The 24,936-nt window shown below is 65.2% G+C and carries 27 protein-coding genes and 1 tRNA gene; 13 read left to right on the top strand and 15 right to left on the bottom strand.

Features of this window, described 5'->3' with window-relative positions:
* Positions 1–4: 4 nt before the first annotated feature.
* Positions 5–913, bottom strand: a complete 909-nt coding sequence (locus EJ067_RS22730) for a DMT family transporter (protein ID WP_126087468.1) — start codon at positions 911–913, stop codon at positions 5–7.
* Between the two features lie 101 nt (positions 914–1,014).
* Here EJ067_RS22730 and EJ067_RS22725 point away from each other — a divergent pair, with 101 nt between their 5' ends.
* Entirely contained in the window at positions 1,015–1,500 is a 486-nt protein-coding gene (locus tag EJ067_RS22725) for a MarR family transcriptional regulator (RefSeq protein ID WP_126087467.1), read from the top strand.
* A 7-nt stretch (positions 1,501–1,507) separates the two neighbouring features.
* On the opposite strand, the gene EJ067_RS22720 is transcribed toward EJ067_RS22725, so the two are convergent.
* The 4 genes from EJ067_RS22720 to EJ067_RS22705 all read right to left on the bottom strand — a co-directional run bounded on the left by EJ067_RS22720 (position 1,508) and on the right by EJ067_RS22705 (position 3,934).
* The gene (locus EJ067_RS22720) at positions 1,508–1,933 is read right to left on the bottom strand and encodes a DUF1178 family protein (protein WP_126087466.1); all 426 of its coding nucleotides are present in this window, start codon (positions 1,931–1,933) and stop codon (positions 1,508–1,510) included.
* Positions 1,930–2,790 (bottom strand): carbon-nitrogen hydrolase family protein, encoded by an 861-nt coding sequence (locus EJ067_RS22715; RefSeq protein ID WP_126087465.1) that lies wholly within the window; start codon positions 2,788–2,790, stop codon positions 1,930–1,932. The genes EJ067_RS22720 and EJ067_RS22715 overlap by 4 nt, the downstream gene beginning before the upstream one ends.
* Positions 2,791–2,792: 2 nt before the next feature.
* On the bottom strand, positions 2,793–3,062 hold the full coding sequence (grxC, locus tag EJ067_RS22710; RefSeq protein WP_126087464.1) for a glutaredoxin 3: 270 nt from the start codon (positions 3,060–3,062) through the stop codon (positions 2,793–2,795).
* A gap of 71 nt (positions 3,063–3,133) precedes the next feature.
* The gene (locus EJ067_RS22705) at positions 3,134–3,934 is read right to left on the bottom strand and encodes a ComF family protein (protein ID WP_126089710.1); all 801 of its coding nucleotides are present in this window, start codon (positions 3,932–3,934) and stop codon (positions 3,134–3,136) included.
* A gap of 63 nt (positions 3,935–3,997) precedes the next feature.
* Between EJ067_RS22705 and EJ067_RS22700 the strand changes: the two genes are divergently transcribed.
* Positions 3,998–4,870 carry a methyltransferase domain-containing protein gene (locus EJ067_RS22700; RefSeq protein WP_126087463.1) on the top strand — a complete coding sequence of 291 codons (873 nt, stop codon included), beginning with the start codon at positions 3,998–4,000 and terminating at the stop codon, positions 4,868–4,870.
* Positions 4,871–4,935: 65 nt separating this feature from the next.
* Here EJ067_RS22700 and EJ067_RS22695 read toward each other — a convergent pair whose 3' ends face one another.
* The 5 genes from EJ067_RS22695 to argJ form a co-directional block, all read right to left on the bottom strand.
* Positions 4,936–5,118, bottom strand: a complete 183-nt coding sequence (locus EJ067_RS22695) for a Flp family type IVb pilin (RefSeq protein WP_126087462.1) — start codon at positions 5,116–5,118, stop codon at positions 4,936–4,938.
* A gap of 111 nt (positions 5,119–5,229) precedes the next feature.
* On the bottom strand, positions 5,230–5,547 hold the full coding sequence (locus tag EJ067_RS22690; protein ID WP_126087461.1) for a hypothetical protein: 318 nt from the start codon (positions 5,545–5,547) through the stop codon (positions 5,230–5,232).
* Positions 5,548–5,659: 112 nt separating this feature from the next.
* Positions 5,660–6,082 carry a (deoxy)nucleoside triphosphate pyrophosphohydrolase gene (locus tag EJ067_RS22685; RefSeq protein WP_126087460.1) on the bottom strand — a complete coding sequence of 141 codons (423 nt, stop codon included), beginning with the start codon at positions 6,080–6,082 and terminating at the stop codon, positions 5,660–5,662.
* The gene (locus tag EJ067_RS22680) at positions 6,079–6,858 is read right to left on the bottom strand and encodes a GNAT family N-acetyltransferase (RefSeq protein ID WP_189394096.1); all 780 of its coding nucleotides are present in this window, start codon (positions 6,856–6,858) and stop codon (positions 6,079–6,081) included. Before EJ067_RS22680 ends, EJ067_RS22685 begins: the two co-directional genes overlap by 4 nt.
* A complete protein-coding gene (gene argJ / locus EJ067_RS22675; RefSeq protein WP_126087459.1) occupies positions 6,858–8,099 on the bottom strand; it encodes a bifunctional glutamate N-acetyltransferase/amino-acid acetyltransferase ArgJ in 1,242 nt (413 codons plus the stop codon). Before argJ ends, EJ067_RS22680 begins: the two co-directional genes overlap by 1 nt.
* A gap of 187 nt (positions 8,100–8,286) precedes the next feature.
* On the opposite strand from argJ, the gene EJ067_RS22670 reads away from it, so the two are divergent.
* A complete protein-coding gene (locus tag EJ067_RS22670; protein WP_126087458.1) occupies positions 8,287–8,877 on the top strand; it encodes a TetR/AcrR family transcriptional regulator in 591 nt (196 codons plus the stop codon).
* 55 nt (positions 8,878–8,932) lie between these two features.
* Here the strand turns inward: EJ067_RS22670 and EJ067_RS22665 are convergent, their stop codons facing one another.
* Positions 8,933–9,850 (bottom strand): peptidylprolyl isomerase, encoded by a 918-nt coding sequence (locus EJ067_RS22665; RefSeq protein ID WP_126087457.1) that lies wholly within the window; start codon positions 9,848–9,850, stop codon positions 8,933–8,935.
* 263 nt (positions 9,851–10,113) lie between these two features.
* Here EJ067_RS22665 and secA point away from each other — a divergent pair, with 263 nt between their 5' ends.
* Entirely contained in the window at positions 10,114–12,846 is a 2,733-nt protein-coding gene (gene secA / locus EJ067_RS22660) for a preprotein translocase subunit SecA (protein WP_126087456.1), read from the top strand.
* 197 nt (positions 12,847–13,043) lie between these two features.
* Here secA and EJ067_RS22655 read toward each other — a convergent pair whose 3' ends face one another.
* The gene (locus tag EJ067_RS22655) at positions 13,044–15,644 is read right to left on the bottom strand and encodes a LuxR family transcriptional regulator (RefSeq protein WP_126087455.1); all 2,601 of its coding nucleotides are present in this window, start codon (positions 15,642–15,644) and stop codon (positions 13,044–13,046) included.
* A 244-nt stretch (positions 15,645–15,888) separates the two neighbouring features.
* Here EJ067_RS22655 and EJ067_RS22650 point away from each other — a divergent pair, with 244 nt between their 5' ends.
* The 6 genes from EJ067_RS22650 to EJ067_RS22625 all read left to right on the top strand — a co-directional run bounded on the left by EJ067_RS22650 (position 15,889) and on the right by EJ067_RS22625 (position 21,295).
* A complete protein-coding gene (locus tag EJ067_RS22650; RefSeq protein ID WP_126087454.1) occupies positions 15,889–16,161 on the top strand; it encodes a DUF4242 domain-containing protein in 273 nt (90 codons plus the stop codon).
* Between the two features lie 55 nt (positions 16,162–16,216).
* The gene (locus EJ067_RS22645) at positions 16,217–16,426 is read left to right on the top strand and encodes a hypothetical protein (RefSeq protein WP_126087453.1); all 210 of its coding nucleotides are present in this window, start codon (positions 16,217–16,219) and stop codon (positions 16,424–16,426) included.
* 119 nt (positions 16,427–16,545) lie between these two features.
* Positions 16,546–17,049, top strand: coding sequence for a hypothetical protein (locus tag EJ067_RS22640; RefSeq protein ID WP_126087452.1), 504 nt, complete (start codon positions 16,546–16,548; stop codon positions 17,047–17,049).
* A 329-nt stretch (positions 17,050–17,378) separates the two neighbouring features.
* Positions 17,379–18,782, top strand: coding sequence for a lipopolysaccharide biosynthesis protein (locus tag EJ067_RS22635; protein WP_126087451.1), 1,404 nt, complete (start codon positions 17,379–17,381; stop codon positions 18,780–18,782).
* A complete protein-coding gene (locus EJ067_RS22630; RefSeq protein ID WP_126087450.1) occupies positions 18,782–20,062 on the top strand; it encodes a GNAT family N-acetyltransferase in 1,281 nt (426 codons plus the stop codon). The genes EJ067_RS22635 and EJ067_RS22630 overlap by 1 nt, the downstream gene beginning before the upstream one ends.
* Positions 20,063–20,134: 72 nt before the next feature.
* Positions 20,135–21,295 (top strand): YncE family protein, encoded by a 1,161-nt coding sequence (locus tag EJ067_RS22625; protein ID WP_126087449.1) that lies wholly within the window; start codon positions 20,135–20,137, stop codon positions 21,293–21,295.
* A 316-nt stretch (positions 21,296–21,611) separates the two neighbouring features.
* Here the strand turns inward: EJ067_RS22625 and EJ067_RS22620 are convergent, their stop codons facing one another.
* Positions 21,612–22,499 (bottom strand): FHA domain-containing protein, encoded by an 888-nt coding sequence (locus tag EJ067_RS22620; protein WP_189510075.1) that lies wholly within the window; start codon positions 22,497–22,499, stop codon positions 21,612–21,614.
* A gap of 191 nt (positions 22,500–22,690) precedes the next feature.
* Positions 22,691–22,775, bottom strand: a tRNA-Leu gene (locus EJ067_RS22615).
* A gap of 18 nt (positions 22,776–22,793) precedes the next feature.
* On the opposite strand from EJ067_RS22615, the gene EJ067_RS22610 reads away from it, so the two are divergent.
* Genes EJ067_RS22610 through EJ067_RS22600 form a run of 3 tightly spaced genes read left to right on the top strand, consistent with a single transcriptional unit; the run spans position 22,794 to position 24,178 of the window.
* On the top strand, positions 22,794–23,036 hold the full coding sequence (locus EJ067_RS22610; RefSeq protein WP_126087447.1) for a hypothetical protein: 243 nt from the start codon (positions 22,794–22,796) through the stop codon (positions 23,034–23,036).
* Positions 23,037–23,044: 8 nt separating this feature from the next.
* The gene (locus EJ067_RS22605) at positions 23,045–23,635 is read left to right on the top strand and encodes a YqaA family protein (RefSeq protein WP_126087446.1); all 591 of its coding nucleotides are present in this window, start codon (positions 23,045–23,047) and stop codon (positions 23,633–23,635) included.
* 24 nt (positions 23,636–23,659) lie between these two features.
* Positions 23,660–24,178, top strand: a complete 519-nt coding sequence (locus EJ067_RS22600; RefSeq protein ID WP_126087445.1) for a disulfide bond formation protein B — start codon at positions 23,660–23,662, stop codon at positions 24,176–24,178.
* Between the two features lie 161 nt (positions 24,179–24,339).
* Here EJ067_RS22600 and EJ067_RS22595 read toward each other — a convergent pair whose 3' ends face one another.
* On the bottom strand, positions 24,340–24,897 hold the full coding sequence (locus tag EJ067_RS22595; protein WP_013892845.1) for an HNH endonuclease: 558 nt from the start codon (positions 24,895–24,897) through the stop codon (positions 24,340–24,342).
* Positions 24,898–24,936 lie beyond the last annotated feature (39 nt).

Here is a 24,936-nt window from a genome sequence, read left to right as displayed (position 1 = left end):
AGGCTTATGCAGGCTGCAGCTTCGTGCTTGGCTGGCTCTGCGCCTTGGTGGTGATGAACATGCCGGCGGTGATGATGGCGGCACCTAGCCAGGTCAAAAGCTGATAGTGCTCGCCGAGGAAGATCGTGCCGGCAAAGAGCCCGATGGCCGCCGCCACATAGCCGATCTGGCTGAGATAGACCGGGCCGCCGACCGCCTGCAGCCGGAAGAAGAAAGCAAACATCGCCGAAGCCGACGCCACCTGTCCGGCGACCACCAGCGGCACGGCGCCGAGCGGAGCGAACGCCTGCCAGCCGAACAACGCCAGGATGCCGAGGAGAAGCAAGGTGGCCGATGCCAGATGACTGCCGACGGCGAGTTCGATCGGGCCTGTATCCTTGGGCCAGCCGACCGTACGGTAGATGTTGCCGGCGGCGAGGCTGACCGGGATAAGCAGGCCGATCGCCACCCAGAAATAATCGGCGGGCTGGCCGGCCTCGCCCCGGGTGAGCGCGACCATGACCGCGCCGACGAAACCGACGGCGATGCCGACGACACCGGTGAAGTTGGGCTGCCGCACGCCGAGCAGGATCGAGAACACGAGCGTGACGACCGGCGACAGCGTGAACATGATACCGGTGTAGCCGGCACCCAGATGCGGAATGGCCGAGAACATCAAGAGATTGGGAAAGGCGTAGGACACCGCCGCCGTGACAAAGAAATAGCGCAGCTTGTGCGCCGTCAGCCGAATGCGCTGGCCAAGCAGCAGATGCGCGATCAGCAGCACGCCGCCGGCGCCGAGCGAGATAACGAAGGCCCAGACCATGGCCGGAACGCCGGCAGCGGTCGCAAGCTTGCCGAAGGGCAGCGTCATGCCCAGCAGTCCGCCGGTGACGATCAGAAGCCCAGCGGCTGAATCCCAGAGAAATTTCATCGGATGATCCCGTCGTTCAAGCGCGGCACTTGGCCTTCATCTCTTCTCGAGTTAAGATAGTGAAAAGATTCTTAATGTCAAGATACTTTGCGGTGAGGCACATGGACCGTGCAGCGAGAGCGATCGAGCAATGGCGGAGAGAGCGGCCCGACCTGGACGTTTCGCCGATGGGCGTGATCGGACGGTTGAACGAAGCTGCCTCGCTGATCTCGCGCGAGCGGCTGGCGCCACTGTTTGCGCGCTTCGGATTGCAGCAAGGCGAGTTCGACGTGCTGGCGACCTTGCGCCGGTCGGGCGCGCCGTACGCGCTCACGCCGACCGAGCTTTACGAGGCGACGATGGTCACCTCCGGCGCCATGACCGCCCGCCTCGACCGGCTGGAGAAGGCCGGCCTGATCCAGCGCGCGCCGCATCCCAGCGACCGGCGCGGGGTTGTCGTGGAGCTCACCGCGAAAGGCCTCGCGCTCGTCGACGAAGCGCTTGCCGCCCACGTCGCCAACGAACACCAGATCCTCGCCGGGCTGACAGGCCAGGACCGGGAAATGCTGGCGAAACTGCTGGAAAAGCTGATCGGAAGCTTGAGCTAGGCTCCGCTCAGTTCCGCTCGTCCGGAAAACTCGGGATCGGCATGAATTCGACGCCGTCATCGGCGAGGCTTTTTGCCTCTTCCGGCGTCGCCTCGCCATAGATTCCGCGCGGGTCGGTCTCGCCGAAATGGATCTTGCGCGCTTCCTCGGCGAACTTGTCGCCGACATAGTCGGCGTTCTCGCGCACCTTGTCGGCCAGCGCCTTTAGCTGCGCCAACGCCTGCTTCTGCGCCTCACCCATGGCCAGCGCCACCTTTTCCTGGGTGCGCGAGGTCGAGACGGCAGGCGCCATCAGCGCCTTGTCGACCTTGTGCGAGCCGCAGGCCGGGCAGTCGACGAAACCCCGCTTCTTCTGCGTGTCGAAGTCGTCATTGCTGCGAAACCAGGCTTCGAACTCGTGCTCGTGCTCACAGATAAGCGAAAAGCGAATCAAGAGGCTGCACCCCTTAGGCGCGGCGTCTCGCCGGCATTGACGGTGAAATCGCGCGCGTTTTTGAGATTGGGGATCTTGCGGCGTGCGGCGGCAGACTGCGCCGGATCGATCTCGGCGACGATCACGCCCGGCTCGTCATGCGCGGCCTCGGCGATGATGCGTCCCCACGGGTCGACGATCAGCGAGTGGCCATAGGTCTCGCGGCCGTCCTCATGCAGGCCGCCTTGCGCGGCAGCGACTACATAGGCGCCGTTCTCGATCGCGCGCGCCCTAAGCAGCACATGCCAGTGCGCCTCCCCGGTCTGGCGGGTGAAGGCGGCGGGCACCGAAAGCACCTCCGCCCCTGCCAGCGCCTCGGCGCGGAACAACTGCGGGAAGCGCAGGTCGTAGCAGACTGCAAAGCCCAGCCTCGCGCCATGGATGTCGGTGACGACGGCCTCCGTCCCCGGCTCGTAAGAGGCGGATTCGCGCCAGCTCTCGCCATTGTCGAGATCGACGTCGAACATATGGATCTTGTCGTAGCTGGCTATCGAGGCGCCGTCGGGCGCGAACAGGAACGCGCGGTTGGCTAGCTTGCCGTCGGCGCGACGGATGGCCGTCGAGCCGACATGGAGATAAATGCCAAGCTCCTTCGCCAGCTTGCCGGCTGTCGAAACGACGATGTCCTTGTCCTCGCTGGTGAATGCGGCGGCGCCTGCCTGCTTGTCGCGGACGAGCGCGCCGGTCATTTCCGGCGTCTGGACATAGGTGGCGCCCCGGTCTGCCGCCTCGCGCACCAGCCTTTCCAGGTCGGCCGCGTTGCGTTCCGGGCTGGTCCCCGAACGCATCTGCACCGCCGCCGCCTTGAAGACGCCCATGATCAAACCCTCGCTCCGTTGGCAAGCAGCGCGTCCAGCCGGCCCTGAGACTCCAGCTCGTGGAGGTCGTCGCAGCCGCCGACATGGGTGTCGCCGATGAATATCTGCGGAAAGGTGGTTCGCCCATGCGCCCGGGAAATCATTTCCTGGCGCAATTCCGGCGAGAACGACGCGTCATGTTCGGTGTAGGCCACGCCCTTGCGCTCAAGCAGCCGTTTGGCGGCCGTGCAATAGCCGCACATCATCCGGGTGTAGATCGTCACATCGACCATCAATCAGTCATCCCTGCCAACGCCGCCGCTCCCAAAGGTTGCGGAACGCCGACACGCACCAAAATACAACCTTATATAGTCGCGGACTCATCGGCCCGAAAGTCCCCCGGCAGGACGCGGGCGAAGGTCAGCACGTCGACCGCTCCGGCGCCGCCCTTCTTCAGCGCCTTGGCCACCGCGCGCACGGTGGCGCCGGTGGTGAAGACATCGTCTACGACGAGCACCCGGCGCCCGGCGATCTCGATCTCGGCTTCGGGCGGGACGCGGAAAGCGGCGCGCACATTGTCCTCGCGCTCGTGCCGTTCCAGCCCGACCTGCTGGCGGGTGAGCTTCACGCGCCGCACCGCCGTCGGCGAAAAGGCCACGCCGCTGAGCTTCGACACCGCCCGCGCCAGCTCGGCCGACTGGTTGAACTGTCTGCGCAAGAACCGCCGCCAGTGCAGCGGCACCGGCACCACGATATCGGCTTCGGCGATCAGTTCCGCGCCGGCGCGCATCATCCAGCGCGCCATCCACGGCGCGAGATCGGTGCGATCCTGGTATTTCAGCCCCTGCACCATCTGCCGCGCGATGCCTGAATAGACCACCGCCGCCCGCGCCCGTTCGAACGGCGGCGGATCGGCGATCGCTTCGGCAGAGAGAAAACCCTCGCCCATGTCATGGGTGAAAGGCGTGCCCATCACCGGGCACCAGGGCTTCTCCAGCAGCCGAAGCTTCGGCCAGCAGGCGCCGCACACGACGCCGGGTCGAGAGACGTGGCGGCGGCAGCCGGCGCAGACCGGCGGAAACAGCACGCGCGCCGGCCAGCCCAGCGCCTGCCGCGCCATGTCCTTGATCGCAACGGTCTTGATCTTGTGCACCGGATCGGCCACCTGAAACGAAACTCGCGCCACCATAGCATCGGTCCGGCGTGCGCGGACAACAGGAATAGCCCATTGCAGCCCTTGATCGACACGGAGCTCTGGCTTGCGCACAAGCGCCGGGCGCTCAAGCGCCCTGTCGACGGCGCCGATTTCCTGATGCGACGGGCGGCGGAGGACCTTGCCGACAGGCTGGGCGCGGTCGAGCGCAAATTCGGCAAGGCGGCGGCGCTGTTTTGCCAGACGGCGGCTGCGGCCCAGGTGCTCGCCGGCAGCGGCAAGGTGATCGACACCGTTCGCGTAGAGATCGATGACGCCTTCCTTGCCGGCGAAGCCGGCATCGTCGCCCCGGCGGAAACCGTGCCGTTCGAAGCCGAGAGCCTCGATCTCGTCATTTCGCTGCTGTCGCTGCAGGCGATGAACGACATCCCGGGCGTGCTGGCGCAGATCCGTCGCGCGCTGAAGCCCGACGGGTTGTTCCTCGGCGCTCTGGCCGGCGCCGGCACGCTTGCGGAGCTGCGCGAAAGCCTGCTTGCCGCCGAGACCGAGCTTTACGGTGGCGCGAGCCCCCGCGTGCTTCCGTTCACCGATGTGCGCGACGCCGGCGCGCTGCTGCAGCGTGCCGGCCTGGCGCTGCCGGTCGCCGACGTCGAAACGGTCACGGTGCGTTACGATTCGCTGTTCGGCCTTGCCGCCGATCTGCGCGCCATGGGCGAGACCAGCCCGCTTTTCGACCGCAGCCGGCGTCCGGCGACCCGGCGGCTGTTCGCCCGCGCCGCCGAAATCTATGCCGAACGGTTTTCCGATCCGGACGGCCGCATCCGGGCGAGCTTTTCGATCGTGTGGCTGTCCGGCTGGGCGCCCGACGCCTCGCAGCAGAAACCGCTCAAACCCGGCTCGGCCAAGGTCTCGCTGAAGACCATCTTGGAGAAGCCGACGGGGCACTAGATTTAGCGGTTTTGCTTTCGGAATTGTGCAATACAAATAGTCCGACGCCGGACTCTCCAACGCCGTCAGTGCTTGGCAAAGGCGTTGGCAAGTTTGCTGTTGTTGTCGGAGAACAGCCACTGGATCGCATCGGCGGCCTTGCCGACGCCGCCGACGATTGCGAGCGACAGCACGGCAACGATCAGGCCATATTCGATGGCCGTGGCGCCCGTTTCATCTTTTAGGAAATGCTGAAGCAGGTTTTTCATGGTCGTCGATCCCTCTTGTCGGGAACCATAAGGCCTACCCGTTAAGAAAGGTTAACGGCAAAAGCTTAACGGGGGGTGAAATAGCCGTTTCTGTCTGAATTTATTAACCAATTAGCAGTCGCCGTGGCGGCTGCCGTCGTTACGGATCACGCAGATGGAACTGGGCAGCGGCTGCAGCACGCTTCGGCGCAGCGTGTAGGTGTCTCGGTGGCCGATCGAGCCGGTGCTGGCCATGTCGAGACCGCCGATCAGACCGTTTCGCGCGCCCTGCGGCCGCGTCTGGTTGTCCAGGAAAGGCGTCGCGATCAGCGCCAGCGCCACCGCGGCCGACCCGAAAAGCAAGGCGATCCGCAAAATACCCATGCCGGCATCGGCGGCGCGGAAGGTGCGGTCGGTCCGGATCGAGTCCCACTCTCTCTCGAGGCTCATGGATTGGCTCCAAACAAATCGGCATGCCGCCGCGCGGACGGCTTTGCCTCAATCTTCCATGTCGAGATAAATCTTCCATTAACGCTGCCTAAAACAGGCGGCAGGTTGATGGTCACAAGAGATCGATGAGGAACTGGATCAGCGGTGCGTCCGCCGGCGGCATCGGATAGTCGCGCATCTGGCGCGGCCTGACCCATTTCAGCCCCTGCCCTTCCTTCGGCTGCGCGATGCCGCGGAACTTCCGGCAGACATAGAGCGGCATCAGCAGGTGGAAATCGTCATAGCTGTGGCTGGCGAAGGTGAGCGGCGCGAGGCAAGGGATCTCGGTCTCGATGCCGAGTTCCTCATGCAGCTCGCGCACCAGGCATTCCTCGGGCGTCTCGCCGGGCTCGACCTTGCCGCCCGGAAACTCCCACAGGCCGGCGAGCTGCTTGCCTTCGGGGCGCTGCGCCAGAAGCACGCGCCGGTCGGCGTCGACCAGCGCGCAGGCCGCGACGAGGAGCAGGCGTCTTCCGGCTGGCTTGATCTCGCTCATGCGCCGGCCGGCCGGCGATAATGGTAGCGGTAGACCTCCTCGAAACCGAGCGACCGGTAGAGCGACAGCGCCGCAACATTGCCGGCCTCGACCTGCAGCCAGGCTTCGCGCGCGCCGCGCAGCCGCGCCCATTTCAGCGCCGACAGGATGAGGTTGCGGCCATGGCCCTTGTTGCGTGCCGATTTTTCGGTGGCGATCTCGAACAGTCCGGCGAGGTCGCCGTCATGGACGCAGATCAGCGTCGCCAGCGGCTCGTTGCCGTCTTCGAGCGCAAACAGCCCGGCTTCCGGCTGGATTGCGCCGATGATCTCCGACAGGCCGGGCCGCAATGCGACGTCCGAGCCGTTCGTCTTGATCGCAGCGCCGATGAACCGGCTGATGTCCTTCAGCGGGATCTGGTCCATGGCCGCGTCGAGCTGCGCCTCCTTGAGCGGCAGGCGCATCACCAGCGACTCGTCGAACCGGTTCCAGCCCGCCTCGTCGAGATGCTTCGACAGCACCTGCCCCGAAAGCGGCGACATGCGAAAGGTCAGCGGCCTGCCATAGGCCTCGAAGCGGCGGCTGGCGCGCACGATGCGCTCGGCGATGTGCTGGGTGTCGCCCGGATCGAGCGGATTGACCGAGTTCAGGCGCTTCGCCGGATGGCCGGCCGTCAGCCGCACCACCCACGTCCCGTCATAGTGGACGGCCGCCGCCGGCCAGGCGCGAAAACCCGCCGCCTCGTAACGGCGCACGATCGCGAGCACGCTTGCCGGATGCCTCGACACCGGCGCCATCAGCTCCGGTAATCGCCGTTGATGGCGACATATTCCTTGGTGAGGTCGCAAGTCCACACCGTCGCCTTGCCGCGGCCGATGCCGATGTCGGCGCGGATGCGGATGTCGTCGCGCTTCATATAGGCCGAGGTCGCTTCTTCCGAGTAGGCCGGATCGCGCTCGCCCTCATGCGCCAGGCGGTTGTCGCCGAACCAGATCGACAGCCGGTCACGGTCTGCCGGCTCGCCCGCCTTGCCGACGGCCATGACGACGCGGCCCCAGTTGGCGTCCTCGCCGGCGACCGCCGTCTTGACCAGCGGCGAATTGGCGATCGAAAGCGCGATGCGCTTGGCCGAGCGGGCGGACTTGGCGCCCGTGACGGTGACCTCGACCTGCTTGCGCGCGCCCTCGCCGTCGCGCACCACCTGCAGCGCCAGCGACTTCAGCACCTTGCCCAGCGCACGGCGGAAGGCGCCGAGCCGCACATCCTTCGGATCGCCGATCACCGGAGCGCCGCGCGCGGCGGCCTTGCCGGTGGCGAAGATAAGCAGCGTGTCGCTGGTCGAGGTGTCGCTGTCGACGGTGACCGCATTGAAGGTCTTGGCCGTGCCGCGCGATAACAGATCCTGAAGAACGGGTGCCGCGATCGGCGCATCGGTGGCGATGAAGGAGAGCATTGTCGCCATATCGGGCGCGATCATGCCGGCGCCCTTGGCGATGCCGTTGATGGTCACGTCGGTGTCGCCGAGCTTCACCGTCTGGGTTGCCACTTTCGGATAGGTATCCGTGGTCATGATGGCCTTCGCCGCATCGGTCCACAGGTCCGGCTTGCCGTCCTTCACCAGGCTGGCAAGCAGATGGCTGAATTTGTTGGTGTCGAGCGGCTCGCCAATGACGCCGGTCGAGGCCAGGAACACATCGCTTTCGGAGCATCCGGCGGCCTTCGCCGCAGCCTCGCCGGTCAAAGCCGTCGAAGCGCGACCCTTCTTGCCGGTGAAGGCATTGGCATTGCCGGAATTGACCACCAGCACGCGCGCCTTGCCGGCAGGCAGGTTCTGGCGGCAGTAATCGACCGGCGCCGAAGGGCATTTCGACTTGGTGAACACACCGGCGACGGCCGTGCCCGGATCGAAGACCATGGCGAGCAGGTCGGTACGATTCCGGTACTTGATCCCGGCCTCGGCGGTGGCGATGCGCACGCCCTCGATGATCGGCATCTTGGGATATTTCTTCGGCGCGAGCGGCGAAATGGTTGCGGACATGGGCACCCCGGAGCGGCAGGAACGCGAAAGGAAGGCCGGTTTGCCCGATAGAACGCGCTGGCGCAAGAGGCGTTCTGGCCGCGCCTCGCGGGCGTCGCGGAGACGCTGCAACTTAAAACGGTCCGTTTCGTTTCAGCCTCGGACCCAATATGATCGGCAAAGAGATTCATCGGCTAAGGACGCGGATATGGGCGAAGTCGCCGCCCCGGGGCGCAAATCGATCGGCGCGAAGCGAAACCCGGAAAGCGCCGACGCCATTATCGAGGCCGCAGAAGCGGTGCTGGCGGAGGCCGGCTATTCCGGCTTTTCGATCGAGGCCGTCGCACGGCGGGCGCGGGCCGGGAAGCCGACCATCTATCGCTGGTGGCCGAGCAAGGCGGCGTTGCTGATCGAGGTCTATCAGCGGCAAAAGCGCGTCGCGGTGCCCAATACCGGCAGGCTCGAGGATGATCTTGCCGGCTTCCTCGTGAATCTGTTCGCGCATTGGCGCGACACTTCGTCCGGCAATGTCTTCCGCTCGCTGGTCGCCGAAGCGCAATCCGACGAGGCCGCCGCGGTGGCGCTTGCCGACTATGCGCGAGGGCGGCGCGCCCACACCAGCAGCATCGTCGAGCGGGCCAAGGCGCGCGGCGAGGTGTCGGTGGATGTCGATGCCGAGATCGTGGCCGACCTGATCGCCTCCTACGCCTGGCGGCATCTTTTGACCAAACGCCTCGACGAAGACGAAGCGACGATCCGGGCCGCGGTGCGTTATGTGGTGCGCGGCATAGCCGCATAATACGCGAAAGGGCGCCCGCAGGCGCCCTTTGCAATGGGTTCTGGCCTGTGCCGGATTACTTGCCGCTCTCCATCGAGTCGACCGCCGCCTTGAGCTTCGCGTCCGGAATCTCGACCTTGGCGGCTGCACGCAATTCCTTGACCATGGCGAAATACTTGTCGCGGATCACCGCCTGCTTGGCCTGGTCCTTGACGTCGTCGAAGGCCGGCGGCTGCTTGGCGCGCTTGTCCTCGACCTTGATGACATGCCAGCCGAACTGCGACTGCACCGGCTCCTTCGAGTATTTGCCGACATCGAGCGCGAATGCCGCCTTGTCGAATTCCGGCACCATCTGCCCGGGACCGAACCAGCCGAGGTCGCCGCCGCTCGACTTGCCGCTCGGGTCGCTGGTGTGCTCGTTGGCGAGCTTCTGGAAATCGGCGCCGCCGTCGAGCTGCTTGATGATCGCCTCGGCCTCTTCCTTCGTCTTCACGAGGATGTGACGGGCATGGATCTCGTTGACCGGCGGCGTGTTGGCGATTTCCTGGTCGTAGCGGGCACGGACATCTGCATCCGTCACCTTGTCGACGACCTCCTTCTCGACGACCTCGCCATGCAGCGCGCGCTTCTGCAGGAACGCCATGCGGCGCTGGAAATCGGCATTCTTGTCGAGACCGCTGTCGACCGCCTTCTTGGCCATGACGCGGATTTCGATGGCCGCCGAAAGGGCGGCAGCGCGGCGCTGTTCCGGCGGCAGCTGCGCGAACTGCTGCGACAGCTCGCCTTCGGCGAGCGCGAGGTCGGCCTCGGTCAGCTTCTCGCCGTTGATGGTGGCGACCACGGCGTTCGGATCGACCGGAGCGACGGCGGGCGCCGCGGCATCCGGCTGGGCGGGCTTGGTTTCCTGCGCCATCAGCGGCGACAGCGAAAGAGCCGAGAGCCCGAAGGCCAGGCCAAGGCCGGCGAGCGACGCGCGGCGGAACGACAGGGACATCAAGATAAACTCCAATGGGATTGCCAATAAGGATCGCTTGAGCGGAAAGGTTCCAGATCAGTCGGATTGTGGCGGAATTTGGCGCTGCCCATAGGGTCAACGCGGCGTTGACATCGATTGAGCCCCCTCTTATCTGTCCAACGACTTGGCGTCCAGAACCGTTTTCCGGGCGCTTTTTGCGTTTGCCCGCATTCACGCGGATTTGATGGGCCCGCCAGGCGCCCGTCGCAAACGGCTAAAATTGCTATCGAAAGGGCCATTGGATGGTCAGTCTCGGCGGTCTCGCCCGTAAGGTTTTCGGCTCCTCCAACGATCGCCGAGTCAAGGCGACCCGGCCCCGGGTCGAGGCGATCAACGCCATGGAAAACGAGATGCAGGCGCTCTCCGACGCCGAGCTTGCCGGCCGCACGGAAAAATTCCGCCAGGATCTCGCCAACGGCGCCTCGCTCGACGACCTGCTGATACCGGCCTTCGCCACAGTGCGCGAGGCAGCCCGCCGCGTTCTGGGCATGCGCCCCTTTGATGTTCAATTGATCGGCGGCATGGTGCTGCACAATGGCGGCATCGCCGAAATGCGTACCGGCGAAGGCAAGACGCTGGTCGCCACCTTGCCGGTCTATCTCAACGCGCTGGCCGGCAAGGGCGTTCATGTCGTCACCGTCAACGACTATCTGGCCAAGCGCGACGCCGAATGGATGGGCCGCATCTACAAGTTCCTCGGCCTGACTGTCGGCATCATCGTGCACGGCCTTTCCGACGAGGAGCGCCGCGACGCCTACGCCTGCGACGTCACCTACGCCACCAACAACGAGCTCGGCTTCGACTATCTGCGCGACAACATGAAATACGAGCGCTCGCAGATGGTGCAGCGCGGCCATGCCTACGCCATCGTCGACGAGGTCGATTCCATCCTGGTCGACGAAGCGCGCACGCCGCTGATCATTTCCGGTCCGCTCGAGGACCGCTCGGAAATGTACAACACCATCGACGCCTTCATGCTGAAGCTCGGCCCGGCCGACTACGAGGTCGACGAGAAGCAGAAGACCACGATCTTCACCGAGGACGGCACCGAGAAGCTGGAAAACATGCTGCGCGATGCCGGCCTGTTGAAGGGCGAGTCGCTCTACGACGTCGAGAACGTCGCCATCGTCCACCACGTCAACAACGCGCTGAAGGCGCACCTCCTGTTCCAGAAGGACAGGGACTACATCGTGCGCAACGGCGAGATCGTCATCATCGACGAGTTCACCGGCCGCATGATGCCCGGCCGCCGCTATTCGGAAGGCCTGCACCAGGCGCTCGAAGCCAAGGAGCATGTGCAGATCCAGCCGGAGAACCAGACGCTGGCCTCCGTCACCTTCCAGAACTATTTCCGCCTCTACAAGAAGCTCGCCGGCATGACCGGCACGGCGCTGACCGAGGCCGAGGAATTCGCCAACATCTACAATCTCGAGGTCACCGAGATCCCGACCAACCTGCCGGTCGTCCGCAAGGACGAGGACGACGAGGTCTATCGGACGGTGGACGAGAAGTACAAGGCGATCGTCAAGGAGATCAAGGAAGCGCGCGACAAGGGCCAGCCGATCCTGGTCGGCACCACCTCGATCGAGAAATCCGAGCAGCTGGCCGAACGCCTGCGCAAGGACGGTTTCAAGAACTTCGAGGTTCTGAACGCCCGCCACCACGAGCGCGAGGCGGCCATCGTCGCCCAGGCCGGCAAGCCCGGCGCCATCACCATCGCCACCAACATGGCCGGCCGAGGCACCGACATCCAGCTTGGCGGCAATGCCGACATGCGCATCGCCGAGGAGCTGGCCGACATGCCGGCCGGACCGGAGCGCGACGCGCGCGAGAAGCATATCCGCGATGACGTCGCGCAGCTGAAGGAGAAGGCGCTGGCGGCCGGCGGCCTCTACGTCTTGGCCACCGAGCGCCACGAATCGCGCCGCATCGACAACCAGCTCCGTGGCCGCTCCGGCCGTCAGGGCGACCCCGGCCGCTCGAAATTCTTCCTGTCGCTGCAGGACGATCTGATGCGCATCTTCGGCTCCGAGCGCATGGACGGCATGCTGCAGAAGCTCGGCCTCAAGGAAGACGAGGCGATCATCCACCCGTGGATCAACAAGGCGCTGGAAAAGGCGCAGAAGAAGGTCGAGGCGCGCAACTTCGACATCCGCAAGAATCTGCTCAAGTACGACGACGTCTCGAACGACCAGCGCAAGGCGGTGTTCCAGCGGCGCATCGAGCTGATGGACGGAGAAGGTCTGGCCGAAACCGTCGCCGAGATGCGCGAGGGCGTCATCGAGGAGATCGTCGCCAAGAACATCCCCGAAAATGCCTATGCCGAGCAGTGGAACGTCACCGGCCTGAAGGAGGAAGTGGCACAGTACCTGAACCTGGACCTGCCCGTCGAGGAGTGGGTCAAGGAAGAGGGCATTGCCGAAGACGACCTCCGCGAACGCATCACGGCGGCTGCCGATGCGGCCGCAAAGGAACGCGCCGACCGCTTCGGCCCCGACGTGATGAGCTATGTCGAGCGCTCGGTGGTGCTGCAGACGCTTGACCACCTGTGGCGCGAGCACATCGTCAACCTCGACCACCTGCGCTCGGTCGTCGGCTTCCGCGGCTATGCCCAGCGCGATCCGCTGCAGGAATACAAGGGCGAAGCCTTCGAGCTGTTCCAGGCCATGCTCGGCAATCTGGAACAGGCCGTCACCGCGCAGCTTATGCGCGTCGAGCTGGTTCGCCAGGCGGCTGAAGCGCCGCCGCCGGCAGCGCCCGACATGTTCGGCAGCCACATCGACGGCACCACCGGCGAGGACGACTTCCAGGGCGGCGAGACGGCGTTGCTGGTCCGCCAGGAATCCAATGCCATCGTCGCGCCGGAGAATCGCGATCCGAAGAACCCGGCGACCTGGGGCAAGATCGGCCGCAACGAGACCTGCCCCTGCGGCTCCGGCAAGAAATACAAGCACTGCCACGGTGCATTCGCCTGACACCCTTTATCTTGTCCCCGTTCAACGGGGAGAAGAGGCCCGAAGGGCGGTAGCGCCAGCTTTGGCGGTTTACTTCAGGCCTAGAGCAATTCCAGGAAAGCGTGTAACGGCTTTCCGTCTGGAATTGCTTAAAAAACAAATACTTGGAGCGGGTCGGCGATTCTATGAATCGCTGAACCACTCTAGGGAGCAAGCCTCTACAACAACCCCGACGCCCGCGCCGCCGCCGTTGCCTCGCCGCGCGAGACGGCTTCGAGTTTCTCCAGCACCGCCGAGACATGATGATCGACGGTCTTCGGCGAGATGGTCAGCTGCGCGGCGATCTTCTTGTTGGAGAAGCCGCGCTCGATCAGCTGGAGGACCTCCATCTGGCGCTGGGTGAGGCCGGCAAGGTTGGCGCGCGTTGCCTGCCTTGGTCCCCTCGCGACATGGCTGACACCGCTCTGCCGCATCATGCCGCGCACATGCTGCGCCACCGGCCTTGCGCCAAGTTCCTCGAAAATGTCGAGCGCCTCGCGCTGGGCCACCTCGTCGCCTTGCAGCAGGGCGAGCGCGCACTCGAAGGGGGCGCCCATCCGGTTCCAGAAAGCCGCGGCGCCCTGCCAGTCGCCGGCAAGCGAAAGCCGATGCGGCTCGGCCATGCCGTCGATCACGCCGGGATCGCTGTCCGGCGACAGAAATAGGCGCCAGGTGACCAGCTCGCCGACCACGGCGCGCGCCGGCGACAGGCTTTCGGCAAGATCGATAAGGCGCAGCGCCTCGTTCCGGTCGCCTTGCCCTAGCCAGGCAAGCTCCGCCATCACCGCCGCGTAGGGCGCCAGCCGCTGTAGCTCCATGCCCTTGTCGAGGAACCGCTTCATCTCGTCCAGCACCGGCTCGGCCGATGGATCGCCGCGCCGGATGCGCAGCCTCGCCAGCGCCACCAGCGAGGGGTAGCGCACAAGCGCGGTCGTTGCCTCATCGTCGATGACGTCATGCGCCACCGCCGCCGCCTCGTTCCACAGGCCACGCCGCAGCAGCAATTGCGCCTGCACGCCGCGCATATAGTCGCGCCAGGTGGCGAGATCGTTCTCGACGCAATAGGCGATGCCGCGGTCGAGGAAGGCTTCTGCTTCGGCGAGGTTGAGCCTGTTCATCTCGACGCAGGCGCAGTTGGTGAAGGCGCGCGCCGCATGCTCCTGGAAGTTCCCCGCAAGGGCGATGCCAAGGCTGCGGGCGAGGTCGCGCCGCCCCTTGGCGAAATCCAGCCATTGCCCGGCGGCGCCGACATTGTTGAGAGCGTGGCAGAGGATGTCCGGCCGGTTCAGCCGCTCCGCCAGCTCGACGGCCTTGGCTCCAAGCGAAAGCGTATCGTCGAGCCGCTCCGCCAGCATCGCCAGTTGCGACAGGTTCGAATAGGCCATGGCAAGCTCGGCGCTGTCGGGCGCCGTTTCCAGAAGCTCGACGGCCTGCGCGCCGAACCGGTCCGCCGCCGCGCGGTCGCCGACGAGATAGGCGAAGCGCGACAGGCATCTGAGGCTGTCGCCTTCCTTCAACCTGTCGCCAAGCGCCTGCCACAGCCTGCGCGCCTCTCCCTGCGCCCCCATGGCCGCGTCGATGCGGCCGATCAAATGGCATTCGAAGGCATGGCCTTCGTGCAGCGCCGCCTGGCTTTCCATCGGCAGGCCGTCGCAATACCGCAAGGCGACCTCGTAATGGCCGGCGGCATCGCGATGCGCGCCGACCCGCGAAGCCTCGCGGGCGGCAAGCGGCGCCAGCGCGCGCACGGCCTCGAGGTTCTGCGCCTCGACAGCATGGTGCACCAGCCTTGCCGTGGCCACGTCCGGGTTCTCCTGCAGCGCTGCGAGCGCCCGCTCGTTGTACTCGCGCCGTTTGCTCGGCGTCAGCGCCATCTCGATGGCGCGGCGGGCGATCTCGTGCCGGAAGGCGTAGCCGTCACCAAAGTCCTCGAGCATGCCCTGGCTGACGCATTCGGCGAGCTGACCGGCGGCGGCGATCCCGCACAGGCCCTGCAGCGCCCAGCCGTCGGCGCGGCGCGGAAACACCGACACCGCGTCGAGCATCGAGCGGGCGCCGGGCGACAGCCGCTCTGCCCGCGCCAGCACCGCGTCACGAACGCTGGCCGGCAGCGCGGTGTCGCTTTCGGCGGCAAGCAGTTCCGTGACGAAGAAGGCATTGCCTGCGGAGGCCCAGTATATGGCGCTGCCGTCGCGGCCGGCCAGTTCGGCCAGCGACAGCACCGCGGCCTCGCTGAGCAGCGGCACCTCGATACGTTGGACATTGCCGGCCGGGATTTCGCCAAGCGCGCGGCGCACGCGCATCTGTCCCTCGCTGCGGTCCGTGCGCGCCGTGACCAGCAGCAGAATGTGGGAGTTTGCAATGCGCCGCCCGAGGAAGCGGACAAAATCGAGCGTCGCGTCATCCGCCCAATGCAGGTCCTCGATGACCAGCAGACTCCGGCCTTTCGCCTCGAAGACGTCGAGCGCATCGGAAAACAGCGGCAGCCTCTGCCCCTGCCGGTCATCGATCGCGCGCGGCAGTTCCCATTGCGCCGCGCGGGCGAGGTCGTAGAGCGGCCCCAGCGGGTCGGGGATCGACAGATCCTCGCAGGCGCTGCGCAGCAAGCTCACCCCTCGCCCCACATGATCCATGCCCACATGATCCACGAAAGCCTCGACCAGCGCCGTCTTGCCGGCGCCGGCCTCGCCCGCCAGCGCCGCGACGCGGCCACGGCCTTTTGCCGCGTCCGCCAGCAGGGCCTCCAGTTGCCGCAGCTGCGTCTGCCGTTCCAGCAGCATTGTCATCTCTCTCGCGAAGTACGAATTTCACCGTGGCGGGCGTGCCGCCTCGATAGTCCGGATGAGCGCGCCACAATGTGACCTTCCACACATTGCGGTGCTTCTCTCCACAAATAACGTCGCCAATATAGGGAATCGTCCCGCCCAATATGGGGAAAGACTCCGATGCGCGGATTTTGCGAGCGTGGTTTTAGTCCGGCTGCGCTCGGACCGAGCGCGATTCAATCACCAAAGGAAAGCAATCATGCCTCGCTATCTGGTTGAACGTACATTTCCCGACGGGCTCAACGTGCCGATGAACGATGCCGGCGCGACCGCCATGGGCGGCGTCATCGCCCGCAACGCCGAAAAGGGCGTGACCTGGGTGCAGTCCTTCGTCTCGCCCGACAAGTCGAAGAGCTTCTGCGTCTACGACGCGCCCTCGCCCGAAGCGGTCCGCAGCACGGCGCAGAAGAATTCGCTTCCCGTCGACAAGATCACGGAGGTGCGGGTCCTCGACCCCTACTTTTATCGCTGATCCGCGACGCAACGATGCGCTCCAGATCGTCCCCGCCGGAGGCGGACCTGATGTCATGCCGGACAGCGAGAGTGTATCCGCCGCGGCGGATATCCTCACGCCACCGCGCGGCTTCATCCGGCGGGCCGTGTCGGCGCTGCTTTCGCCTCTGCGGATCCGGCGCCGCCGGTTGCCGCCGCGGGACGACCATCTGAGACGCGACATCGGCTTCGAGCAGCGCGAGATGCCACGCGAATATTGGGAATATTGGTGGCATCACCGCTGATCTTAGACCGGCGGACCTGAGCGGTCCCGCCAGCAACTACAGGCGCCGCAGGCATTCCAGGGCCGCCCATCGACCTGGCCGGCTCTGCCTTGCGCGCCTCAACCGAATTGGAGAGGAAAATGAAAATCCACAACTGGTCCCGGGGCCTCATCGCGGCATCGGTCCTGGCCGTCCTGGCAACCGGTGCCGCCGAGGCCGAGACCGTCAACCCGCTCGCCGAAAAAGTGCGGGCGGCCGACAGCCGCTTCGAGGACGTCGCGGTGGCGAAAGCCGAAGGCTATGCGCCGATCCCCTGCGCCAGCGGCCTCACCGGCGGCGCGATGGGCATCCACTACGTCAACGCCGCCTATCTGAAGGACGACGCCGTCGACGTCGCCAAGCCGGAGGCGGTGATGTACGAACCGATGGCCGACGGCACGCTGAAGCTGATCGCGGTCGAGTACATCACCTCGAAGGGTCCGGCCTCGCTCGAAGGCCATCTGTTCAACTTCAACACCGCGCCCAACCGCTACGGCCTCGGCCCGTTCTACGAGCTGCATGTCTGGGCCTGGAAGCCGAACCCGACCGGCGCCTTCGCCGACATGAACCCGAACGTGTCGTGCGACGCGATGAAGGGGATGTAAGGCATCCCTTCCTTCTCCCCGTCACTATACGGGGAGAAGGTGGCCCGAAGGGCCGGATGAGGGCAGCGCCAGCGCGATGTCTACGATCCATGCAACTTCCGCGGGATTTGCCGTAGCGCGATCCTTCAAAAGCCTGCGCTGCCGCTCATCCGCCTGCCGGCGTTCGCCGTTCGAAAAGCCAAGCAATTGGCTTTTCGTCCGCTGCGCGGACCACGCCTCACTCCCCGTATAGTGACGGGGAGAAGGAAGCTCTCCACCCAACCGTTTCTTAAGGTGTTTCGGATAGACCGGAATGCCGAAAAAGAGGCGGAAAACGGAGAGTATTCGGGGTGCGCTTTTCCGCGGCGACGACTGCCGGGCGGTTCCTGCCGCAGCGCTGGGCGCTGCGCATGCGGCCGCTGCTTGGCCGCATCGATGCCGCGCTGTTCACCGCAGACGAGCGCGGCGAAGCCGGCCGCATGTCGCTGATCGCCTTTTCCATCCGCATCGTCAGCGCCGTCATCGCCTTCATCAGCCAGGTGCTGATGGCGCGCTGGATGGGCTCGTTCGAATACGGCATCTTCGTGCTCGTCTGGGTGACGATGGTGATCGTCGGCAACCTCGCCTGCCTCGGCTTCCACACCTCGGTCATCCGTTTCATTCCCGAATATCGCGAGCGCGGCATGCTCGCCGAACTGCGCGGCATCGTGATGGCGAGCCGCCTGTTCGTGCTGGTCGCCTCGACGCTGATCGCAGGGCTGGGCGCGCTCGGCGTGTGGCTCGCCTCGCCCTGGATCGAAAGCTACTACGTCGTTCCCTTCATCCTCGGCGTCATCTGCCTGCCGATGATCGCGATGGGCGATCTGCTGCAGGGGCTGGCGCGCGCCAATTCATGGGCCCTGTTTGCGCTGTCGCCGACCTATCTCGTCCGGCCGGTGCTGATCCTGGTGTTCATGGCGGCAATGCTCGCCATGCGCTACGTGCCCGATGCCAAGACCGCGATCTTCGCCTCGATCGCCGCCACCTATGTCACGACGCTCGGCCAGCTGATGGGCGTCACCTCGCGCATGGAGAAAAAGATCCCTGCCGGACCGATGACCGTGCATTTCGGCCAATGGTTCCTCGTCTCGCTGCCGATCTTCCTGGTCGAGAGTTTCTTCTTCCTGCTCACCAATGCCGACGTGCTGATGGTCGGCGCCTATCTCGACCCCAATGACGTCGCCGTCTATTTCGCCACGGTGAAGACGCTGGCGCTGGTGCATTTCGTCTATTTCGCCGTCAAGGCGGGCGTTGCCCAGCGCTATGCGCAGTTCACCCATGGCGAGCCCGAAAGGCTCGCCGCCTTTGCCCGCGAGACCGTCTCCTGGACGTTCTGGCCCTCGCTGGCGATGGCACTGCTGGTGCTGGCGCTGGGCGAGCCGATGCTGGTGCTGTTCGGCCCCGAATTCACCGCCGGCTATCCGCTGCTTTTCCTGCTGGTCCTAGGCGTCGTCGCGCGCGGCGCCGTCGGCCCCTGCGAAAGCCTGCTGACCATGAGCGGCAACCAGAACATCTGCGCCGCCGTCTACGCCATGACGCTTGCCCTGAACATCGGTCTCAACGTCATCCTGATCCCGCACTTCGGCCTCTGGGGCGCGGCGATCGCCACCAGCCTCGCCATGGTCTTCGAGGCCGGCGCGCTGTCCTTCACCGTCTGGCGCAAGCTCGGCATCGTCATGGCGATTTTCGTGCCTGCAAATAGGGAAGTCGCCTGATGGCCGCGGTTCCGTTGCTTGAAGAGACCAGCGGCGGTCCTGCCGGCGCCATGGTGTCGGGCCTTGCCGGCCTCGTCAGGGAGGCCGATCCCGCCCATATCGAGCTCTTCGCCAACAACCGGCCGGAGCGCAAGCTCGCGATCTATCCGGCTTCGGCCGGCTTCGACCTCGTCGAGGAGCTCGACTATCTCAGCGCCCGCACGATCGAGCCCAACGTCTTCTTCAACCCGCGCTTCGTGGCGCCCGCCATGCCGAGGCTCGAGGACCGCGAAGTGCGGCTGGCCGTGATCCGCGACGGCGACGAGTACCGCAACCGGCTGCGGCTTCTGGTGCCGTTCTCGGTCGAGCGCCCGGCGATCCCGCTCGGCGTCCCGGTCATGCGCACCTGGGCGAGCCCTTTCGGGCCGCTCGGCACGCCGCTGGTCGACCGCGACGATCCGGTCGGCGTCATCGAGGACTTCTTCTCGATGCTGGGGAGGCCGCATCTCAAATTGCCGAAGGTGTTCGTGCTGCCCGACATGAAGCTCGACGGCCCGGTGGCGAGCCTGCTCACCTCCTTTGCCGACAGCCGCGGCCTGACATTGGTCGTCACCGGCAAGGCCGAGCGCCCGGTGCTGGAAAGCGATGCCGACGGCGACGACTACCTCAAGACATCGCTGCGCGCGCATCACCATCGCGAATTCCGGCGCCTGAAGCGGCGCCTCGCCGACCTCGGCAAGCTCGAGCATGTCGTGGCGCGCGGACAGGACGAGATCCGCCATGCCATCGAAAGCTTCCTGACGCTGGAAGCCGCCGGCTGGAAAGGCCGCGAGCGCACGGCGATGGCGATCGACCGCTACCGCGCCGCCTTCGCCCGCGAGGCCGTGCACAGGCTGGCCGAGCACGACATGTGCCGCATCCATTCGCTGAAGCTCGACGGCCGCACCATCGCCTGCCTAGTGGTCTTCGTCGAGGCGGGTGTCGCCTACACCTGGAAGACGGCCTATGACGAGGCGCTCTCCGCCTATTCGCCGGGCACGCTGCTGATGATCGAGGTGACGAAGCAGCATCTCGACGACCCCAACATCGTCATGACCGATTCCTGCGCAGTGCCCGACCATCCGGTGATGAGCCGGCTGTGGATGGAGCGCAAGCCGATGGGCACGCTGGTGGTCGGCCTCACGCCCGACGCCGACCGGCTGGCGCGCCAGGCGGCCTCGCAGCTGCACCTCTACCGCGAGACCCGCAACATGGCGCGCCTCCTGCGCAACCGCATGCGGAGCCTCTTGAAAAGGCGCTAGATGAAAGGCGGCATACCGGCTATGGCATGCGGCGGCCGGATCCGGCCGGCCCTCACCACAAAGCATTTCCCGATGATCGAAACCTTCCTGCGCTTCGCCCGCCTCTGTGCGCCGCTTGTCCTGCTCGCCACGCTTCCGGCCCGGGCCCTGGCCGATACTTGCCCCGAGGATTGCTCCGAGCCCGCGCCGCCGCCCGTCAACGTCTACAGCCACACCACCACCGGCAATATGAGCCAGGCGACGTCAGCCGCGTTGCCGCGCGTCTATGTGCCCAACCGCTCCTCGAACAGCGTCTCGGTGATCGATCCGGCGACGCTCAAGGAGGTCGACAGGTTTCCGGTCGGCAGCAAGCCTCAGCACGTCGTTCCCTCCTGGGACCTGAAGACGCTCTGGGTGGCCAACAACGGCACCGGCAGGAACGGCAGCCTGACGCCGATCGACCCGGCGACCGCCAAACCCGGCAAGCAGGTGCCGGTGGACGACCCCTACAACATGTATTTCATGCCCGACGGCAGCGCCGCCATCATCGTCGACGAGGCGCTGAGGCAGCTCGATCTGCGCGACCCGCAGACCATGGCCCTGAAATCGATCATCCCGACGCCGACCTGCCCTGGCATTAACCACGCCGATTTCTCGGCCGACAATTCCTACGCGATCTTCACCTGCGAATATGGCGACGGCGGCCTGGCCAAGATCGACCTCAAGAACCAGAAGGTGCTTGGCCATCTCGATCTGTCGAAGATGGGAATGCCGCAGGACATAAGGCTCTCGCCCGACGGCAAGGTGTTTTACGTCGCTGACATGATGAATGACGGCGTCTTCCTCATCGACGGCGACAGTTTCAAGGAGATCGGCTTCATTGCGACCGGAATAGGCGCGCACGGCTTCGTCGTCAGCCGCGACGGCAAACGGCTCTACGTCTCGAACCGCGGCTCGCACAAGATGGAGCAGGGCCGCGCCGACGGGCCTGGCAGCGTGACGGTGATCGACTTCGCCACCCGCTCGGTCGTCGCCCAATGGCCGATCCCGGACGGCGGCAGCCCCGACATGGGCAATGTCAGCGCCGACGGCAGGCAGCTATGGCTCTCCGGCCGCTTCGACAGCGAAGTCTATATGATCGACACGACCTCGGGCGCCGTGACCAAGATCCGCGTCGGCGTCGAGCCGCACGGGCTGACGGTATGGCCGCAGCCGGGGCGGTATTCGCAGGGGCACACGGGGAATATGCGGTAGGGGTGTGTCGGTTGGCCTGCCACCCGAAGCTCGCAGAGCGAAGGTGGTGCCCCTAGCCGGGGCACGTCGCCCAACGGTCGGCGCTGGCGAAGTCCAACGGGCTCAGGCGCAAGACGGCGGCAAAGCCCGCGAGGAAGGCGGTCAGGCAGCCGGGCCGCAGGGCTTGATCGTCAACCATTCTGCTGGACGAGATGCCAGGAAAAAGGTTCAGCACGAACATTGACCGCGTCAGCGAACCAGCGCTGCGCGCATGCAGAATTACCGAAGAGATCGTCGCGGCCGCTTGCAGTCGGTCGCGACGATCGAGCCGGCAGGGTCAGCCTGAGACAATTTCGTAGTGGAGGATCTGGGCGTCGCCGAGGGACGATCTCCGTCCCGGCGAGATTACGCCGGAGCCGAAGAGGAGAATGTCTTCGCGGCGCACGAATACTTCATGGTCGGGTCCCATCGACACAAATGTGCCCGATGAGCTTCGCTCGATAAGCCGGGCCTTGCCATTCGAAATGGTGAACGCCGCGTGGTGCCTTGAGACCCAGGGCCGCTGGACGACGATATTGCATTCCGGGGATCGACCGATCGTCACCAATTCGTTGTTTCGACAGGATCGCAACTGATCTCCATAGCGGATGACCAGATTGATCTGCGGCGGCGGAGCGACGTGCCTGTCGATGATGGTGCCCCGGCTGGTGATCTGCGTACGGGCCTCATCGTCGCTCCACAGAGTATAGACATCGAAGAGTTCTTGCTTCCCCTTCAAGGCCATTTTGTCGAGGAGCCGCAAGCCACTACGGCTCCCCGCGGGAAGCGCTTCGCAGAAACTCTGGCTGATCAGCACCTCCCCGGGATTGGCCGTGGTAGACAACCTTGCGGTGACATTGACAGCGTCACCGAATACCTCGCCCCGGGTGCGAATGACCGCCCCGAAATGCAGTCCGATACGGGCGCTCAACGGCCCTTCCGTCAGTTGCCGGCTGATTTGGCAGACGGCCCTCAGCGCCGCCTCCGGGTTCTTGAACAGGCTGAGTACATCATCGCCTTTCGAGTGGATGAAATCACCGCCGTGCCGGGCGACGATCTCGCGCATCGCGCCGAGGCAATCCGAGACCTGCTGCAGAGCGGCATCGTCGCCGATGCGCTCATAGAGGGGCGTGCTGCCCACGACATCAGCTAAGAGGACTGCGGCCAGAAGTCTTTCCTGATCCATCGATCTCGTACCCGCCCCGAGAACACAGAGTATATAACACACCAGAGTTGCCTTTGACTTGTCTTGCGCGTCTGGGCCGGGCGGTGCCTCTCGACTTTGAAGACAAAATTGTCCCATCAAAAAAGTCGATGACGAAGTGCGGGACAAAAATCGGAAAAAAGTCAGGTAGCTCAACACCTACATAAAGGCGTTGGTGCCCCTAGCCGGGATCGAACCAGCACTCCTTGCGGAACTCGATTTTGAGTCGAGCGCGTCTACCAATTCCGCCATAGGGGCTCAGGCCGGGCGGCCTGGATGGGCGCGGACTATACGAGTGGACGGGTTTTCGTCAACTGGGCTGTTGCCGATTTGGCAGCGCTGGCCGCGCCTTTCGGTTTCGTGACCGCGTCGCCATTGTGCGGCGCGGAAAATCTTTCTAGACAGGCGGGCATGTCGAGGCGCCCAGAGCGAAAAGCGCTGGATGCGGCGCTTTGGGTCCTTGTCTCGCGCATCCCAGTGACCGAAAACCACTGCGCTATCCGGGGCGGCATGCATTAGGAGAGCCGATGCTTCGCGGACTTTACGACTGGACCCTGTCGCTGGCGGCGCGCAAATCGGCCGAATGGTGGCTGGCCTTCATCGCCTTCGTCGAAAGCTCGGTCTTCCTGGTGCCGGCCGACGTGCTCTATCTGCCGATGGCGCTGTCCAAGCCCGAGCGCGCCTATCGCTACGCGCTGATCGCCACGGTCGCCTCGGTGCTGGGCGGCATTTTCGGCTGGTTCATCGGCCATTATGCCTATGAGGCGGTCGCCAAGCCGATCCTCGAATTCTACGGCAAATACGACGAGTTCGAGCAGCTGCGCGTTTCGTCCGGCGTCGGCTTCATCGTCCTGATGCTCATCACCTCGGGCGCGGCGCATTTGCCGCCGATCAAGGTGGTCACGATTCTTTCGGGCGTCATCGGCGTCAACCTGCTGCTCTTCATCGGGCTTGCGATCGTGGCGCGCGGCGCCCGCTTCCTGCTGCTTGCCTGGCTGCTGCGCCGCTACGGCGAGTCGATCAAGGAGTTCATCGAAAAACGCCTTGGCATGATCGTCAGCGCCGGCGCCGCTGCCCTTATTTTGCTCTATATCGCGGTCAGATACGCCCACGGATAATCCCAAGCGAACGGATCAGCAGCGATGACAGCGACCATGAATGCCGACACCGGACGCCAGCGGACGCGCGCCGCGCTGTTCCTTACCGTCGCCATGGCCGCGACGGTCGGCTCGGCGCTGGCCTTCCAGTATATCGGCGGCTACATCCCCTGCCATCTCTGCCTGGAGCAGCGCACGCCCTACTATATCGGCGCGCCGCTGATGCTGGTGGCGGTGATCGCCTCGATGCTGCACGCGCCGGCCTGGGTGACGCGCGGGCTACTCGCGATCGGCGGTCTCCTGATGCTCTACGGCCTCTATCTCGGCGTCTACCACTCCGGCGTCGAATGGGCCTGGTGGCCGGGGCCTGCCGACTGCACCGCCGGCGCCGGCCCGGTCGACACCGGCGGCAAGGGCGTGCTCGACGCGCTCGACAAATTCATGCCGCCCTCCTGCGACAAGGCAGCGCTTCGCATCCTCGGCCTGTCGCTGGCCGGCTGGAACGCCATCGCCAGCTTCATCCTCGCCGCCGTCGCCTTCCGCAGCGCGCTGTCGCGCGACTGAGCCGGCACCACAGCGCCGACGCGAGATCGTTCAAGAATTCGGCAGGATGAGTCGGATGGAGTGATTTTCGAGAACCGGAGCGGAGCGGACATTAAGTCCGTGAGCACCGGAAGCGCAGAAAATCGCTTCAGGCGGCCAGCCTCCCGAATTCTCGAACGATCTCAAGGTTCCAGTTCGACGTCCCAGTACAGATAATCCATCCAGCTTTCATGCAGATGGTTGGGCGGGAACAGGCGGCCGTTGTTGTGCAGGTCGTGCACCGTCGGCTGGTATGGCTTCTGCAGCGGCCACATCTTGGCCTGCGCCGGCATCATCCCGCCTTTCCTGAGATTGCAGGGCGAGCAGGCGGCCACGACATTCTCCCAGGTCGTCGCCCCGCCGCGATGGCGCGGGATGACATGGTCGAAGGTGAGGTCGTCCGGCGTGCCGCAATACTGGCACTGGAAGCGGTCGCGCAGGAAGACGTTGAAGCGGGTGAAGGCGGGATGCCTGGACGGCTTCACATAGGCCTTCAGGCTCACCACGCTCGGCAGCTTCATCGAGAAGGTCGGCGAGGAGACGGCGTGCTCGTATTCGGCGACGATGTTGACCCGGTCGAGGAAGACGGCCTTGATGGCGTCCTGCCACGACCAGAGCGACAGGGGGTAATAGCTGAGCGGACGGTAGTCCGCATTCAGCACCAGCGCGGGAAGCCCATCCGGAGATACGGCAACCGTCACGTCCTCAGCCTCCTTGGTTCTAGAACCGAACGGCGCGGA

The organism is Mesorhizobium sp. M1D.F.Ca.ET.043.01.1.1 (assembly GCF_003952385.1).
Lineage (GTDB): Bacteria > Pseudomonadota > Alphaproteobacteria > Rhizobiales > Rhizobiaceae > Mesorhizobium.
Note: the sequence above shows the minus strand (reverse complement) of the source record. Positions and strands in the feature narration are given on the sequence as shown.